The 13,127-nt window shown below is 67.1% G+C and carries 18 protein-coding genes; 10 read left to right on the forward strand and 8 right to left on the reverse strand.

All coding sequences use genetic code 11. The features are described from left to right. Window positions 1-183: 183 nt before the first annotated feature. Window positions 184-918, reverse strand: a complete 735-nt coding sequence (locus B0F77_RS41980) for a DUF4142 domain-containing protein (protein WP_086668649.1) — start codon at window positions 916-918, stop codon at window positions 184-186. A 42-nt stretch (window positions 919-960) separates the two neighbouring features. Then, on the reverse strand, window positions 961-1,557 hold the full coding sequence (locus B0F77_RS41985; protein ID WP_086668650.1) for a hypothetical protein: 597 nt from the start codon (window positions 1,555-1,557) through the stop codon (window positions 961-963). A 114-nt stretch (window positions 1,558-1,671) separates the two neighbouring features. Between B0F77_RS41985 and B0F77_RS41990 the strand changes: the two genes are divergently transcribed. From B0F77_RS41990 to B0F77_RS42005, 4 genes are all read left to right on the forward strand, one after another. Then, a complete protein-coding gene (locus tag B0F77_RS41990) occupies window positions 1,672-2,241 on the forward strand; it encodes a sigma-70 family RNA polymerase sigma factor (RefSeq protein WP_030468711.1) in 570 nt (189 codons plus the stop codon). Continuing rightward, window positions 2,238-2,984 carry an anti-sigma factor family protein gene (locus tag B0F77_RS41995; RefSeq protein WP_086668651.1) on the forward strand — a complete coding sequence of 249 codons (747 nt, stop codon included), beginning with the start codon at window positions 2,238-2,240 and terminating at the stop codon, window positions 2,982-2,984. Before B0F77_RS41990 ends, B0F77_RS41995 begins: the two co-directional genes overlap by 4 nt. Window positions 2,985-3,066: 82 nt before the next feature. Then, entirely contained in the window at window positions 3,067-3,477 is a 411-nt protein-coding gene (locus B0F77_RS42000; protein WP_086668652.1) for a hypothetical protein, read from the forward strand. 13 nt (window positions 3,478-3,490) lie between these two features. After that, entirely contained in the window at window positions 3,491-3,961 is a 471-nt protein-coding gene (locus B0F77_RS42005) for a YkvA family protein (protein WP_086668653.1), read from the forward strand. On the opposite strand, the gene B0F77_RS42010 is transcribed toward B0F77_RS42005, so the two are convergent. Then, on the reverse strand, window positions 3,896-4,381 hold the full coding sequence (locus tag B0F77_RS42010) for a GNAT family N-acetyltransferase (protein ID WP_211294307.1): 486 nt from the start codon (window positions 4,379-4,381) through the stop codon (window positions 3,896-3,898). The genes B0F77_RS42005 and B0F77_RS42010 overlap by 66 nt on opposite strands. A 65-nt stretch (window positions 4,382-4,446) precedes the next feature. On the opposite strand from B0F77_RS42010, the gene B0F77_RS42015 reads away from it, so the two are divergent. Genes B0F77_RS42015 through B0F77_RS42025 form a run of 3 tightly spaced genes read left to right on the forward strand, consistent with a single transcriptional unit; the run spans window position 4,447 to window position 7,551 of the window. After that, window positions 4,447-5,592, forward strand: a complete 1,146-nt coding sequence (locus tag B0F77_RS42015) for a PP2C family protein-serine/threonine phosphatase (protein WP_086668654.1) — start codon at window positions 4,447-4,449, stop codon at window positions 5,590-5,592. After that, complete coding sequence (locus B0F77_RS42020) at window positions 5,589-7,118, forward strand: sensor histidine kinase (protein WP_086668655.1); 1,530 nt, start codon at window positions 5,589-5,591, stop codon at window positions 7,116-7,118. Before B0F77_RS42015 ends, B0F77_RS42020 begins: the two co-directional genes overlap by 4 nt. Next, window positions 7,111-7,551 (forward strand): response regulator, encoded by a 441-nt coding sequence (locus B0F77_RS42025; RefSeq protein WP_086668656.1) that lies wholly within the window; start codon window positions 7,111-7,113, stop codon window positions 7,549-7,551. Before B0F77_RS42020 ends, B0F77_RS42025 begins: the two co-directional genes overlap by 8 nt. Here B0F77_RS42025 and B0F77_RS42030 read toward each other — a convergent pair. The 3 genes from B0F77_RS42030 to B0F77_RS42035 are packed head-to-tail and all read right to left on the reverse strand — an operon-like array spanning window position 7,526 to window position 8,891. Next, window positions 7,526-7,966, reverse strand: coding sequence for a ClpX C4-type zinc finger protein (locus B0F77_RS42030; RefSeq protein WP_086668657.1), 441 nt, complete (start codon window positions 7,964-7,966; stop codon window positions 7,526-7,528). The genes B0F77_RS42025 and B0F77_RS42030 overlap by 26 nt on opposite strands. Window positions 7,967-8,016: 50 nt before the next feature. After that, window positions 8,017-8,169 carry a hypothetical protein gene (locus B0F77_RS48340; RefSeq protein ID WP_158102976.1) on the reverse strand — a complete coding sequence of 51 codons (153 nt, stop codon included), beginning with the start codon at window positions 8,167-8,169 and terminating at the stop codon, window positions 8,017-8,019. Beyond that, window positions 8,166-8,891 (reverse strand): lysophospholipid acyltransferase family protein, encoded by a 726-nt coding sequence (locus B0F77_RS42035; RefSeq protein WP_245849356.1) that lies wholly within the window; start codon window positions 8,889-8,891, stop codon window positions 8,166-8,168. The genes B0F77_RS48340 and B0F77_RS42035 overlap by 4 nt, the downstream gene beginning before the upstream one ends. 49 nt (window positions 8,892-8,940) lie before the next feature. On the opposite strand from B0F77_RS42035, the gene B0F77_RS42040 reads away from it, so the two are divergent. Beyond that, on the forward strand, window positions 8,941-10,149 hold the full coding sequence (locus tag B0F77_RS42040) for an RNA-guided endonuclease InsQ/TnpB family protein (RefSeq protein ID WP_086668658.1): 1,209 nt from the start codon (window positions 8,941-8,943) through the stop codon (window positions 10,147-10,149). Window positions 10,150-10,202: 53 nt separating this feature from the next. Here B0F77_RS42040 and B0F77_RS42045 read toward each other — a convergent pair whose 3' ends face one another. Next, entirely contained in the window at window positions 10,203-11,192 is a 990-nt protein-coding gene (locus B0F77_RS42045; protein WP_245849358.1) for an MBL fold metallo-hydrolase, read from the reverse strand. A gap of 33 nt (window positions 11,193-11,225) precedes the next feature. After that, window positions 11,226-11,495: a GNAT family N-acetyltransferase gene (locus B0F77_RS42050; RefSeq protein WP_169731061.1), complete on the reverse strand. Its 270-nt coding sequence runs from the start codon at window positions 11,493-11,495 to the stop codon at window positions 11,226-11,228. Between the two features lie 39 nt (window positions 11,496-11,534). Between B0F77_RS42050 and B0F77_RS42055 the strand changes: the two genes are divergently transcribed. After that, window positions 11,535-12,512, forward strand: a complete 978-nt coding sequence (locus tag B0F77_RS42055) for an LLM class flavin-dependent oxidoreductase (protein WP_158102977.1) — start codon at window positions 11,535-11,537, stop codon at window positions 12,510-12,512. Window positions 12,513-12,558: 46 nt separating this feature from the next. Further along, the gene (locus B0F77_RS42060; protein WP_143467206.1) at window positions 12,559-13,044 is read left to right on the forward strand and encodes a hypothetical protein; all 486 of its coding nucleotides are present in this window, start codon (window positions 12,559-12,561) and stop codon (window positions 13,042-13,044) included. Window positions 13,045-13,127: the final 83 nt, after the last annotated feature.

A 13,127-nucleotide genomic window follows, 5' to 3' on the forward strand; every position in this document is an offset into this window, starting at 1 on the left:
GGAGCGGAATCTGGCTGGACAACAACTCTTCCTCCGGAAAGAACTTCTCGCGGGAACCCGCCCGGTCCTTGGTGCAGGAGTGGACACTTCAGGGCCGGGCGGGTGGGAACAGGTCCGCGTTGGAGTGCCTCTGACCTTGGGACACCACCTCCGTTTCCCGTGGTGCAACGGGGTCTTGCTGAATCACCGCACCGGTCGTCGCGGGCGGAGTACTCGGAGCAGGAGGATCGTGAGGACCGCTCCCGCTGCGGTGACCGTGAGGATCACCCACATGTTCGGCCCCTCACCGGAGGCCAGGCTGGCGTTGATGATGCCGCCGGCGGGCTGGGGTTCCGCGAACGACGAGTCGGCCGCGAGACCAGTGCTCTCCAGCAACGTCATGTGCTTCATCACAACGTCGATGCCGGCCTGCGCGAACCCGCGGATCGTGTCGTTGCGGGTCTGCGTGCGCACCTTCGCGATGAAGTTGAAGACCTGACCGTGCGCGGCACGCAGCCGGGCGACGAAGGCGTTGTCGAACGCGTCTCCTTCGAGACCGTTCAGCTCGTCCATCCACGACTGCTGAGCCGGGTTCGGCACGTCCGGGGTGGTGAGCCCGAACTGGGCGGCCGTCTTCTTCGTCAGGTTGTCGAGCATCATGTGGTCGAGCATGATCATCTTGCCGATCTGCTTGACCCTGGCGTTCGACGCCTTGGTGGCCGTGAGCTCGCCCATGGGCATTTCCCACAGGCCGGCCTGGCGCACCTTGTTCAGCAGTTCCCGGTCGTTCGCGGTCAGCGGTCCTGTCGGGGTGTCCATCACTCCCCCGGTGTCCGCGGGCTGCGCTGCAGCCGTCACGGTCAGGCCGGAGAAGAGGAACAACATCGCCAAGACGGTGGCGAGGGCTCTGGTCATCGTCTTGATGTCCTCGTTGTTCAAGGGGAGTCGGTCGGGGGATTTCGGGGGCTCGAGCAGCAGGGCTCAGTAACCGGGCGCTGCCGTGGGTGGCCCGGACTGCGGTGTCTGGGCGCCGGGGCTGGGGGACGTGCTCGGCGTGCTGCTGCTCTTGTTGCTGTTGTTCTGGGCTTTTCCGCCGGTGATCTTGGCGCCGTTGGGGGCGGTGACCCACCAGGTCCCGCCCTTTCCCTGCCCCTTCATGTCACCGGCCGCCTTGTCCTCGGCATAGATGTACTGCGGATAACCCGCGATGGTGAGCTGCTTGGTGCCGTCCGGCCTGGTCAGGACCCCCATGGAGATCGGATCCACACCAGTCGCCATCGGCGTCTTGTCCGCGAGCACCGGCTTCCACGCCTTGAGACACTCGCCCTCGCAGTTGGACTTGGACGGCTTGGGCGTGTCCTTGTCGAAGCGGTAGAGCGGGAGCCCGTCGGCGTCGGTGACGAACCACCCCATCTGCTCGGTGTTCGCGATGAAGTACAGGTTCACATCGCCCAGATCAGCGGGTTTGGCCTTCAGGCCGCCAGGAGCGGCCTCCCCTCCAGGAGGGGTCTGGCTGCCGCACGCCGTGAGCGAGATAGCCAGTGCCGCCAGGGCGGTGATCGCTGGTCCACGTCGCATCGGCAGGTCCTTTCTCAACTGGGGTACCGAGGAGTACGGACACGATCAGGCAACGGTTCACGGGGTTCGTGAGGAATATTTGCCTCTCGACTTGAGACGGTTCTTGAGGCAAGGATGTCCCCCGTGGCGCGGCATAGACGTCAACGCGAGTTAGACGAACAATCACCAAGACCGGGGTCTCTCGAAGAAGAGTTGATCCGTCGGCTGTACGAGGAATTCGGTAGTGCCCTGCTGGGACACTGCATGAGGTTGACTGGCCATGATCGTCAATGGGCAGAGGACATCGTGCAGGAAACCCTGGTCAGGGCATGGCGCAACGCCGAAAAACTCGAGCGTGACCCGGTGCTCCTGCGGTCGTGGTTGTTCACGGTGGCAAGGCGGTTGGTCATTGACGACAGACGTAAGAGAAGCGTCCGTCCGCAGGAGTTCGAACTGACCCCTTCGGACGAGTCGCCTTCGGGCGGCGAGGAGGATCGCACCCTCGCAGCGATCGTCGTCGCCGAGGCGATGAACGGTCTCTCTGAGGAACACCGGGAGGCTATTCTCGAGACCTATCTGCGGGACCGCACCGTCGGTGAGGCCGCGGCGGCACTGGGTGTGCCACCGGGAACGGTCAAGTCGAGGGTGTACTACGCGCTCCGTGCGTTGCGGCGTGCGTTGCACGATCGGGGAGAGACGCGGTGACAACGGCACCAGATCACCTCGACGTAGCCGCCTACGTGCTCGGCATCCTCGATGCCGATGAGGTGGAGGCGTTCGAGAACCACCTGACGGAATGTCGCAGGTGTGCCCTTGACCTGCGCGACTTCGCGGTGGTGCCCGACCTCATCGACGAGGCCGACGCGGGTGGAATGCTGCGCGGAACAGCGCCGGAGCGCCCGGACGGCAAGTCGGTGCGGGTCATGCTCGACGCCGTAGCGGCGCGCAGGAAGCGCCGCCGGTGGTTCGTCGCCCAGGGTGTCGCGGCCGCCGCCGCCGGCATCGTGGCGGTGACGATAGTCGCGACGACGCTGGTCGTGCGCGGCAGCGGTGACGGCTCCAACCAGGCCGCCGGCCCGAACCCGAACACGACGACGACGTCGCAGACGCGGGTGGCGAACAACTCCACCGACTCGTCGATGAAGGTGCAGCAGCAGGATCCGAACAGCGGTGTCTTCACCAAGATCACCGCCTCGGACGAGGCGTGGGGAACCTCGATGGACATCGAGGTCAGCGGCATGTCCGGGCCCAGCCGGGGCTCGCTCGTCGCGGTCGGCCGCGCGGGCCGTGTCGCGCAGGTCACCTCGTGGTACGCACCGGAACCGGTGGCGGGCGACAAGAAGACCATTCGCCTGCAGGCGAACGTGGCCATGCGCTGGCACGAGATCGCTACGTTCCGGATCGTCGACGAGAACGGCAAGACGCTGCTCGAGGCCGTCGCTTCCTGACCCTTCCCGACACCAGCCCACTGCCCCTGCGGGATCCGTGAGATCCTGTAGGGGCAGTTGTCGTTTTGGGGAGGCAGTACACGTGGCTATAGGCCCGTCAGCGATCGAACGCTGGCTCGATCTGTCCACTGAGGAGCTGCGCGCGCAGGTCAAGCAGCTCGTGTCCGCCCGGCTACCGGACGATCACGCGGTGTGGCAGGCGATCCGGCGTCATCCGGCTCTGGTTCCACGCATCCGCGGTGTCCTCTCCGGACTCAGCGCGACGGCGGCCGGGAGCAAGGACGAGGCCATGCAGAAGGTGTGGATCTCCAAGGCGCGCGCCGCCCTGGACACGGTCACGCCGCCGCCGGTGAAAGCCGTGCGCAAGCCGAAGGTTGAAGAGGCTCCCGCCGAGGAACCCGAACCCGTGATCGAACTGCGGGAACCCGAACCGCCACAGCTCAGGCAGCCCCACAAGGCCATTCCGACGATGCTCTTCCAGGAACCGAGCTAGGGAGCGGTAGCAGATGGTCGTCTTCGGATCGCTCATCTCCCTGTCCGGCCTGCTGATCCTGTTGTTCCGCACCGCGAGCCTGGGTGGGCTCAGCCCCGCCGTCGTCGGCTGGGTGATGATCCCGCTCGGCCTGGTGTTCGTGGTGCTGGGCGTCCTGCGCAACCGGCGCAAGCGCTCGCGGAAGGGTCCCGGCCCGGTCGGCAACCCGATCCAGCGCGCGAAGGCGTTGCCGCGGCTGTGGAAGGCCTGGCGCAGCGGCAACTATCCCGAGTTGCCGCGCAGCCAGGTGGTGATGTGGGCGGTGGCGCTGGTCTACCTGGTGTCGCCGATCGACGTCCTGCCGGAGTTCCTGCCGGTGATCGGTGTGACCGACGACGCTGGTGTGCTGGTGTGGCTGCTCAGCAGCCTCTCCATCACCTCAGGCACGTTCCTGCGCTGGGAGAAGGATCATCGCGACCCGAGTCGCGGGATCGAGTCCCCTTGAGGCCTCCGCGCGCATGACTTCGGTCAGGCCGGGAGAAGTCTCGGTCACGGCGCGGAATCCCAGGCGCTCGTAGTACGGCTGGTTCCACGGCACGTCGCGGAACGTCGTCAGCGTCACCGCGCGCTCGCCGCTGGTCACGTACTCGATCAGCGCCGCGCCGATCCCCTGACGGGCGTGCGACGGATGCACACAGACCTGGTGGACGTGCGTGGCGCCGTCGACGTCGCCGACCGCGATGAACGCCACCGGCACGCCTTCCGCGCCGATGGCGACCCAGACTTCGCTGGCGGCGAGGTCCTCCAGGGACATCGGGTCGTCGTCGGCGATCTCGGGCATTCCGACGTCGCGGAACGGCTCTCCGGAGGCGATTTCGATCTCCTGGAGGTACGGCAGTTCGGCTGGTTGGGCGAGACGGATCAACACGCCCGTCATCCTGGTAGGTCGGACTCGGACCGCGCAGCCCAATAACGTTAAAGTCCGACTCGATGCGAACCAAGACCGTGCGCGTCCTCCTGGTCGAGGACGACGATGGCGACGCCGTGCTCGTCGAGGCGCTGCTCGAAGAAGCGAGCGCGCCGTTCATCCTGTCCCGCGCCGGAACGCTGGCGGAGGCGGAGCGCAAGCTCTCCGACGCCGAGTGCGTGCTGCTCGACCTCGGCCTGCCGGACTCGCAGGGGCTCGATGGCCTGCACAGGTTGCTCGGCAAACCGAACGCCCCTGCCATCCTCGTGCTGACCGGGCGCGACGACGAACGCGAAGGCATCGAGGCGGTCGCGGCGGGCGCCGAGGACTACCTGATCAAGGGGCAGGTCGACGGCGAACTGCTGCTGCGCGGCGTCCGGTACGCGGTCGAACGGCGCCGCGCGGAGGACGCCCAGCGCCGGCTGCGCGAGGCCGAACTGCTCGCCGCGGAACGGGGCCGCCTCGAACGCGGCCTGCTCCCTCCCCCGCTGCTGCAGAACTCGGACGTGAACCTCGAGGTCCGCTACCAGCCCGGCGGTCAGCGGATGCTGCTCGGCGGCGACTTCTACGACGCGGTCGGCATGCCGGACGGCACCGTCCACGCGATCATCGGCGACGTCTGCGGGCACGGCCCGGACGAGGCGGCGCTGGGCGTCTGCCTGCGCATCGCGTGGCGTGCGCTGGTGCTGGCCGGGGAGCCACCGGAGAAGGTGCTGCACACGCTCGACCAGGTGCTGGTCGCGGAACGGCACGGCGCGGGCATCTTCACCACGGCGTGCATGGTCACCGTGGCACCGGACCGCCGGTCGGCCCGCTACTTCCTGGCCGGGCACCCCGAGCCGTTGCTGATGGTGGGCAGCCAGATCGTGGACCTGCCCCAGTCGAAGATCGGCGTGCCGCTCGGCGTCCTGCCCGACTACGCGTGGACCGGTGTGGACGTGCAGCTGCCGTCCGGCTGGTCACTTGCCTGCTACACGGATGGATTGATCGAAGGCCGGGTACCTGACGACACGGACCGGCTCGGCGTCGAGCGCCTGTGCGACATCCTGCAGGGGCACCTGCGGGCCGGACCGAACTGGATGGACGCCGTCATCGCGGAGGTGACGGAGCTCAACGGAGGGGCACTCGACGACGACGTGGCCATCCTGCTGCTGAAGGACGGACATTGAACCTGCCGCAAAGGTTGCCGGCAAGCCGCCTGCTGGCCGCCATCGTCGTCGTCCTGCTGGCGATGACCGCGGTCGCCATCTCCTCCACGGTGGTCGCCCTGGACGCGCTGGGGGACTCGCGATCGCAGTCGGTCGACAAGATCGAGCCCGCCGGACGCCGCGCGAAGGACCTGAACCGCGCGCTGCTGGACGAGGAGACCGGGCTGCGCGGTTTCGTGCTGACCGGCCAGGACGACTTCCTCAAGCCGTACCTGGACGGGCGCAGCGCGGAGGTCGAGGCCTCGGAGAGCGTCCACACCCTCGTCGGCGACCTCAACGGCCGGGTGAGCCGCATCGAGGAGCTCGCGCGGCAGTGGCGCTCGCAGTACGCGGAGCCGACGATCGCGGGCATCCGGCTGTCCGGGCCCGCCATCAGTCCCACCCGCGACATCGACCGGGGCAAGGTGATCTTCGACCAGCTCCGCGCCGAGGTGGCACAGCTGCAGACCGACATCGGCGAACTCTCCCGGCAGGCGCGCGAACAGCTCGACCACGCGGCGAAAGTGGTGCGGTGGCTGGTGATCGGCATGGGCGCGCTGCTGGTCGTGGTGATCGGCGGGCTGTCCCTGCTGCTGCACCGCCTGCTGATCGCACCGCTGGCGAACGTCGCCGAACACACCCGCCAGGTCGCGTCCGGCGACTTCCAGCACGAGATCGACGCGGACGGTCCCCGCGAGATCGTCATGCTCGGCGAGGACGTGAACGCCATGCGCCGCCGGATCGTGCAGGAACTCGCGACGCTCGACGAGGCGAAGACCGAGCTGCAGCGGTCCAACTCGGAGCTGGAGCAGTTCGCCTACGTCGCCTCGCACGACCTGCAGGAGCCGCTGCGCAAGGTGGCGTCGTTCTGCCAGTTGCTGCAACGGCGCTACGGCGGCCAGCTCGACGAACGCGCCGACCAGTACATCACCTTCGCCGTGGACGGCGCGAAACGCATGCAGGTGCTGATCAACGACCTGCTGGCGTTCTCCCGCGTGGGCCGGCTGACCCGCGAGCAGACGGTGATCGACCTCAACGAGATCGTGCGCCAGGTCGTGGACAACTACTCCGAACGCATCGAGGAGACCGGCGCCCGCCTGGAGATCGCGGAACTGCCTTCCGTGCGGGGTGAGGCTTCTCTGCTCAGCGCGGTGTTCCAGAACCTGATCAGCAACGCGTTGAAGTTCAAGGGCGCGGACGAACCGGTGATCGCCGTCGAGGTCGAACGCGACGACGAGATGTGGAAGTTCACCGTGCGGGACAACGGCATCGGAATCGAGCCGGAGTACGCTGACCGGATCTTCGTCATCTTCCAGCGCCTGCACCCGAAGGACGCCTATCCGGGTACTGGCATCGGGCTGGCGATGTGCCGCAAGATCGTCGAGTACCACGGCGGCACGATCTGGCTGAGGACCGACGTGGACTCGGGAACGAGCTTCGAGTTCACCCTGCCCGCGATCCCCGCCGCACCCGAACTCGTCCCCGAAGCCGAGGAAGTACATGTCTGAGTCACCGCTGAACGTGATCGACGTCCTGCTCGTCGAGGACGATCCGGGCGACGCCCTGATGACGCAGGAAGCGTTCGAGCACCACAAGATCCGCAACACCCTGCACGTGGTGAAGGACGGCGTGGAGGCGCTGGAGTTCCTGCGCCGGCAGGGCCAGTACGAGAACGCGCCCCGGCCGGGGCTGATCCTGCTGGACCTGAACCTGCCCCGCAAGGACGGGCGCGAGGTGCTCAGCGAGGTCAAGGCCGACGCCGAACTCCGGTCGATCCCCGTCGTGGTCCTGACCACCTCGGAGGCGGAGGAGGACATCCTGCGCAGCTACAGCCTGTACGCCAACGCTTACGTCACCAAGCCGGTGGACTTCGACCGGTTCATCGAGGTCGTTCGTCAGATCGACGACTTCTTCGTCACTGTAGTGAAGCTGCCCCGCTGATCACCGCGGCGCTGAAGTCGAGGCACGACCGGCAGATCCTCGCTTCGGCGCCCTCGTGCACCGGCGCGGTCGCGCTGCAGAACGAGCAGTCGCCGACCTCGGCGACCTGAGCCTCGGTGATGCAGACGTTGCAGATCAACGCGGCGGGCCCGGCCATCATCTTGTCGACCTCGTCGGCGACGCGCCCGCAGAACCAGCACCGCTCGGTCCGCTTGGACTGCTCGACGATCTGGTGCACGCGCTGGTGGCTCATCTTGAGCGCTTCCGCGATCTCGCGCATCGAGCCCCCGGCGCGGTGCAGTCGCAGCACGCTGTGGTGGTAGACGGCCTTGGAGATGTCGGCCTGGTCCTGAGCAGCAGCAGCGAGCGTGCCCGCCTTGCGGGCCGCTGCCAGCAGTTCTTCGTCAAGCGTCATGGCGTCTAGCGTAGCTAGACGCGTCTAGGGTGTCTAGACAGTGCGGCGGATCAGTCCACGCTTCGCACGATGGCCGGGTCGTCGTCGGCCTGCACGACCCACTGCTGGGGTTCACGCGGCTCGGGGACGACCGGCGCCCAGATTCCCGTTCCGCCCGGACGGACGACGTCCTTGCTGGCAAGTACTTCCTCTAACGCAGTCATGCTTTTTGGCTACCCGTTTGCGCGGAACGTATGCCCGACAGCATGGTCGTGATGGCGTCCATGACCCGCGTCGTGGCCTCGTCCAGCACTTCCGCCGTCAACTCCAGGTCGTACAGGTCGGACAGGTCGACCGGAGCACCCGCCACGACCTCGACGTTCTTGCGCGGCAACAACCTCGGCAGGATCGTGCCCTTCGGCAGGAGGTCCTGCGTGCCCCACTCGGCGACCGGCACCACCGGCACGCGGCTCTCCAGCGCCATCCGCGCGACCCCCGACTTGCCCTTCATCGGCCAGTGGTCGGGATCGCTCGTGAAGGTGCCCTCGGGGAACACCATCACGCACTCGCCGTTCTGGAGCGCCTCCACAGCGGGCCTGAGCGCCTCCGAGGCCTTCACCGTGCCACGCTCGACCGGGATGTGACCTCCGGAGCGCATGACCCAGCCGATGACCGGTGTGCGCCACAGGGAGGCCTTCGCGAGCACCCGCGGCACCCGGTGCGACATCAGCGCGAACACCACGGCCGCAACCGTGTCGGAGTTGGACAGGTGGTTGAACGCGAGGATCACGCCGCCGTTTCCCGGCACGTGCTGCCTGCCGCGCACCTTGAGGCGCACGAACAGCACGACGATCGGCCACAACACGTCGATCGCGAGCGAGAACCAGAAGCCCCGGCCACGGCGAGGCATCTTCCACGTCCAGGCGGCCAGCTCAAGCGGTGTCACACAGCCCCCATGCGGCACTCATGGCAACCACTCCACTACGCTGCGTGCCGTGCGAACGGCGTACAAGTGCCGGGCCTACCCGACTCCCGAACAAGCCGCGATCTTGAACCGCACCTTCGGATGCGTGCGTCTGGTGTGGAACAAGACGCTGGACGAGCGGAACCTCCGCTACCGCACCACCGGAACGCGCACGTCGTACCGCGAAACCGATGCTGAACTGACCTTGTGGAAGCAGACTCAGGAGCTCGCCTTTCTTTCCGAGGTTTCCTGCGTGCCCTTGCAGCAAACGTTGCGCCACCAGCACACCGCGTTTCAGAGGTTCTTCGACGGGCATGCCCGGTACCCGAGGTTCAAGTCCCGAGCTGGTCGGCAACGCGCGCACTACACGCGCTCCGCGTTCCGGATGCGCGCAGGTGCGCTCACACTGGCGAAAATCAACACGCCTCTGCGGTTCGTCTGGTCGTTCAATGATGTCGACGTCGCCGCGCTCAGCCCGACGATGGTCGTCATCGGCCGTGAACCCGACGGACGGTGGTACGTGACGTTCGCCGCCGACGCCGAACCTCCGGCTCCCGCTGAGCCGACGCACCACGCAATCGGTGTCGACCTCGGCCTGACCGAGTATTTGGTGACAAGCGATGGCGAGCGGATCACCAATCCGAGGCACCTCGCGCGCAAAGCCAGGAACCTCGCGCGCTACCAACGCCGAATGGCCCGATGCCAGAGCGGCAGCAACAACCGCAGCAGGGCCAAGTCCAAGGTTGCTCGCTCGCACAGAAAAGTCCACAATGCCCGGCTGGACTTCTTGCATCGCACGACTACAAGACTGGTACGCGCGGCAGACCTGATAGTGATCGAGGATCTCAACATCGCCGGCATGGTTAGGAACCGCAGCCTCGCCCGCGCGATCTCCGACGCCAGTTGGGGAGAGTTCCGGCGGCAGTTGCAGTACAAGTGCTCTCGAGCAGGCCGCACGCTGGTCGTGATCGACCGCTGGTACCCGTCCAGCAAAACGTGCTCGTCCTGTGGACACCTGCTCGCTGAACTGAAACTCTCCGCCAGGCACTGGTCGTGCCCGGCCTGCCGCACCCGGCACGACCGGGACCTCAATGCGGCGAAGAACATCCTTGCGGCTGGTCGAGCCGTAGCCCGAGGCGACTCGGTCGATGCCTGCGGAGCTGATGTCAGACGGCAAGGGCCCTCCCTTCCGCAGTCGGCGTTGAAACAGGAAACCCTCGCCGTGAGACGAAGCTCCTAGGAGCTGGTCGCCGCAAGGCGGCCGGGATTCCCGCCTTCCTAGGCGGGACGAAGTCAAGTCTGGTATTCGAGCACGCCGCCGTTCTCCGTACGGGTCAATTCACCACGTTCGACCAGAACGTCGAGGTGCGCGGCCGTCTCACCGATCGCCAGCACCTGGTTGAACATGTCGAGGTCGTCGAGCCGGCGCTGACGGCGGGTCCAGCCGATCTTGCGGGCGGTCTCGAACGCGCTGCCGCTCGCGGCCTTGAGGATCTCTTCGAGGCGCTGCTCGTGGAACTGCAACAGCTCGTCGACGCGGGCGTGCGAGCTGTCGGTCACCGGGCCGTGCGCGGGCAACAGCTTGAGGTCCGGCAACGCGCGCGTGAGCCTGAGCGACGTCATGTAGTCACCCAGTGGCAGTTCGGGACGCAACGGCTCGAAGCCGATGGACGGTGTGATGTGCGGCAACACGTGGTCTCCGGAGAAGAGCACCTTCGCGGTGTGGTCGACGAACACGACGTGGCCACGGGTGTGACCTGGCGTCGGGACGACCTCCAGCCTGCGGTGTTCGAGGTCGAGGGTCGACGCCGTGAGCCACTCGTCGGGCTCCTCGTAGTCGCGCAGGGCGTCGCCGCGGTCGACGTGGTGCATGATCCTGATCCACGTCTCGGCCAGCTCGCTCGCGCCCCATTTGCGCAGGTCGTCGACGTGCTGGTCGCTCTGCCCGTGCAGCATGTGCAGCAACGACGGCTGCTCGCCCAGCCCCAGGCCGATCTTGCCGCCGAACAGCCTGCGCAGGGACACGGCCATCGTGTAGTGATCGCGGTGCACGTGCGTGACGAGGAACCGGCGGATGTCCTCGAAACCCTTGTTCAGGGTGCCGAGCGCGGCCTCCAGCTGGTCGCGGGCCTCGTCGAGCGCCCAGCCCGAGTCGACCATGACCAGGCCGTCGCCGTCCTCGATCGCGTACACGTTGACCGCGCGCAGCCCGTCGTTCGGCAACGGCAGCGGGATGCGGTGCACACCTGGTGCCACCTCGAACGCGCCCGGCTCACTCCACACGCTCGCCACCTCATTGTTAGCGACCACAACTATCTACCGGACGGTAACACGGTATTCGGGGTGCTTGTCGATGTACTTCGCCACGAACGGGCAGATCGGAGAAATCTTGACATCGCGGGCTTGTGCGTCGTCAAGAGCGAACTTGGCGAGCTGGGCTCCCAGGCCCTGCCCGGCGTAGGCCTCGTCGACCTCGGTGTGCACGAGCGCGAGGACGTCGCCGACGGTCCGGTACTCCAGGAACCCGGCGAGCGCGCCGTCGACGTGGATCTCGTAGCGGCTTTCAGCTTCGTTGTTGGTGACCACGTCAACCATCTTGCCCCGGACAGATGGAAAATGACGGCCATGGACGTCTACCTGCTGATCCTGGGAGATCACCTGCCGAACCCGTGCACGGGTGAGGAAGTGCCCCAGGCCGACCGGCTGCGCGCGATGGTCGAGCAGGCCGTGGTCGCGGAGGAGGCGGGGTTCGCGGGCGTCGCGATCGGCGAGCACCACTTCACCCGCTACATCGTGTCGGCGCCCGAACTGCTGCTGGCGGCCGTGGCGGCGCGGACGTCCACGTTGAAGCTCTCCACCGGCGTGACGCTGCTCGCCCACCGCGACCCGGTGCTCGTGGCCGAGTCGCTGGCGACGCTGGACGTGCTGTCGGACGGTCGCGCCGAGCTGATCGTGGCGCGTGGCGTCGACCAGCAGACCGACGCGGCGTTCGGGGTGCAGCCGGGTGAGCTGCGGGCGCGGTTCGAGGAGCACCTGCGGTTGCTGCTCAAGCTGCTGGAGGAGCCGTCGGTGAGCTGGGACGGCCGGTTCCGCGGCCAGCTCAGCGGGGTGACCACGACGCCACGGCCGGTGCAGACGCCGCGGCCGGTGGTGTGGATCGGGTCGGGGTCGGCGGTGTCGGCCGATCTGGGTGCCGAGCTGGGGATGCCGTTGATGCTGCCGTCGACGTTGCGGGATCCGTCGATCTACCTCGAGGTCGTGCAGCGGTACCGGGAGCGTTTTCCGTCCGGACGGGTCGGCGTGCCGAGTCACGTGTTCGTGGCACGGGACAACGCGCGCGACCGGTGGCGGCCACACCTCGCCGAGTACGCGCGGTTCGCGGATCCGTGGCGCGGGGACGGCGGCATCGACGTCGACGCGATCATGGACGGCGCGGCGGTGTGCGGGACGCCGGACGAGGTGGCACAGCGGCTGAACGCGCTGGCGGCACACCTTTCGATCGACACGCACCTCGTGATGGTGGACATCGGGGGCATGCCACACGAGTCGGTCATCGAGACGATCCGCCTGTTCGGTGCGGAAGTGCTGCCGAAACTTGTTTAACGCCGGCGCTGCCAAGGGTTAACACTGGTTCGCCAGGATGGTGTCCGTGGGCATCAACGTCATCGGAGTCACGCATCCTCGGCAGGTCGGGGCACTCCCCGGCGGCACGAACGTGCTGGTGCTGGCCGATGACGGCACGTGCGCCGACGAGTTCCTCGACACCGACTTCCGGGCGCACCAGCTGGTGGTGCGCGCACACGGGCACGGGTCGGCGTTCTTCGGGGTGGCGGACATCGCCCGTGAGTTGGGTGCGAGCAGGGTCCTCTTCGGTGGCTTCCGGGACGTTCCCCAAATGAACGTCACAGCCGAGGAGGACCCTGTGCTCGTGCTCGGCGACGTGATCGCGTTCAACTCGTCGTTCGCCCAACGGATGCACGACTGGATCCGGCCGGCGAGCGCGTACGGTGACGGCCTGGTCACCTGGCTCACCGAGAACGCGGCGAAAGCCGGTCTCCGCGTGCTGCGGCCCCAGCCGACCTGGAATCCATTGAGGACTGATGCAGTCCCGATGCGACGGAAGTTGACGGCGTAGTACTCCTAAGGCTGAAGACTCAGTGGCAGCAATGAAATAACGTTTCCTCCAACGCACCGTCGCGCGTACGCGGCGCAGCTGAG

The organism is Lentzea kentuckyensis, assembly GCF_002150765.1.
Lineage (GTDB): Bacteria > Actinomycetota > Actinomycetes > Mycobacteriales > Pseudonocardiaceae > Lentzea > Lentzea kentuckyensis.

What these genes read in the sequence shown, in the direction of transcription:
- B0F77_RS41985 (WP_086668650.1), bottom strand. Translation starts at nt 1,557, where the DNA reads ATGCGACGTGGACCAGCGATCACCGCCCTGGCGGCACTGGCTATCTCG.
- B0F77_RS41990 (WP_030468711.1), top strand. Translation starts at nt 1,672, where the DNA reads ATGTCCCCCGTGGCGCGGCATAGACGTCAACGCGAGTTAGACGAACAA.
- B0F77_RS42005 (WP_086668653.1), top strand. Translation starts at nt 3,491, where the DNA reads ATGGTCGTCTTCGGATCGCTCATCTCCCTGTCCGGCCTGCTGATCCTG.
- B0F77_RS42015 (WP_086668654.1), top strand. Translation starts at nt 4,447, where the DNA reads ATGCGAACCAAGACCGTGCGCGTCCTCCTGGTCGAGGACGACGATGGC.
- B0F77_RS42025 (WP_086668656.1), top strand. Translation starts at nt 7,111, where the DNA reads ATGTCTGAGTCACCGCTGAACGTGATCGACGTCCTGCTCGTCGAGGAC.
- B0F77_RS42030 (WP_086668657.1), bottom strand. Translation starts at nt 7,966, where the DNA reads ATGACGCTTGACGAAGAACTGCTGGCAGCGGCCCGCAAGGCGGGCACG.
- B0F77_RS48340 (WP_158102976.1), bottom strand. Translation starts at nt 8,169, where the DNA reads ATGACTGCGTTAGAGGAAGTACTTGCCAGCAAGGACGTCGTCCGTCCG.
- B0F77_RS42055 (WP_158102977.1), top strand. Translation starts at nt 11,535, where the DNA reads ATGGACGTCTACCTGCTGATCCTGGGAGATCACCTGCCGAACCCGTGC.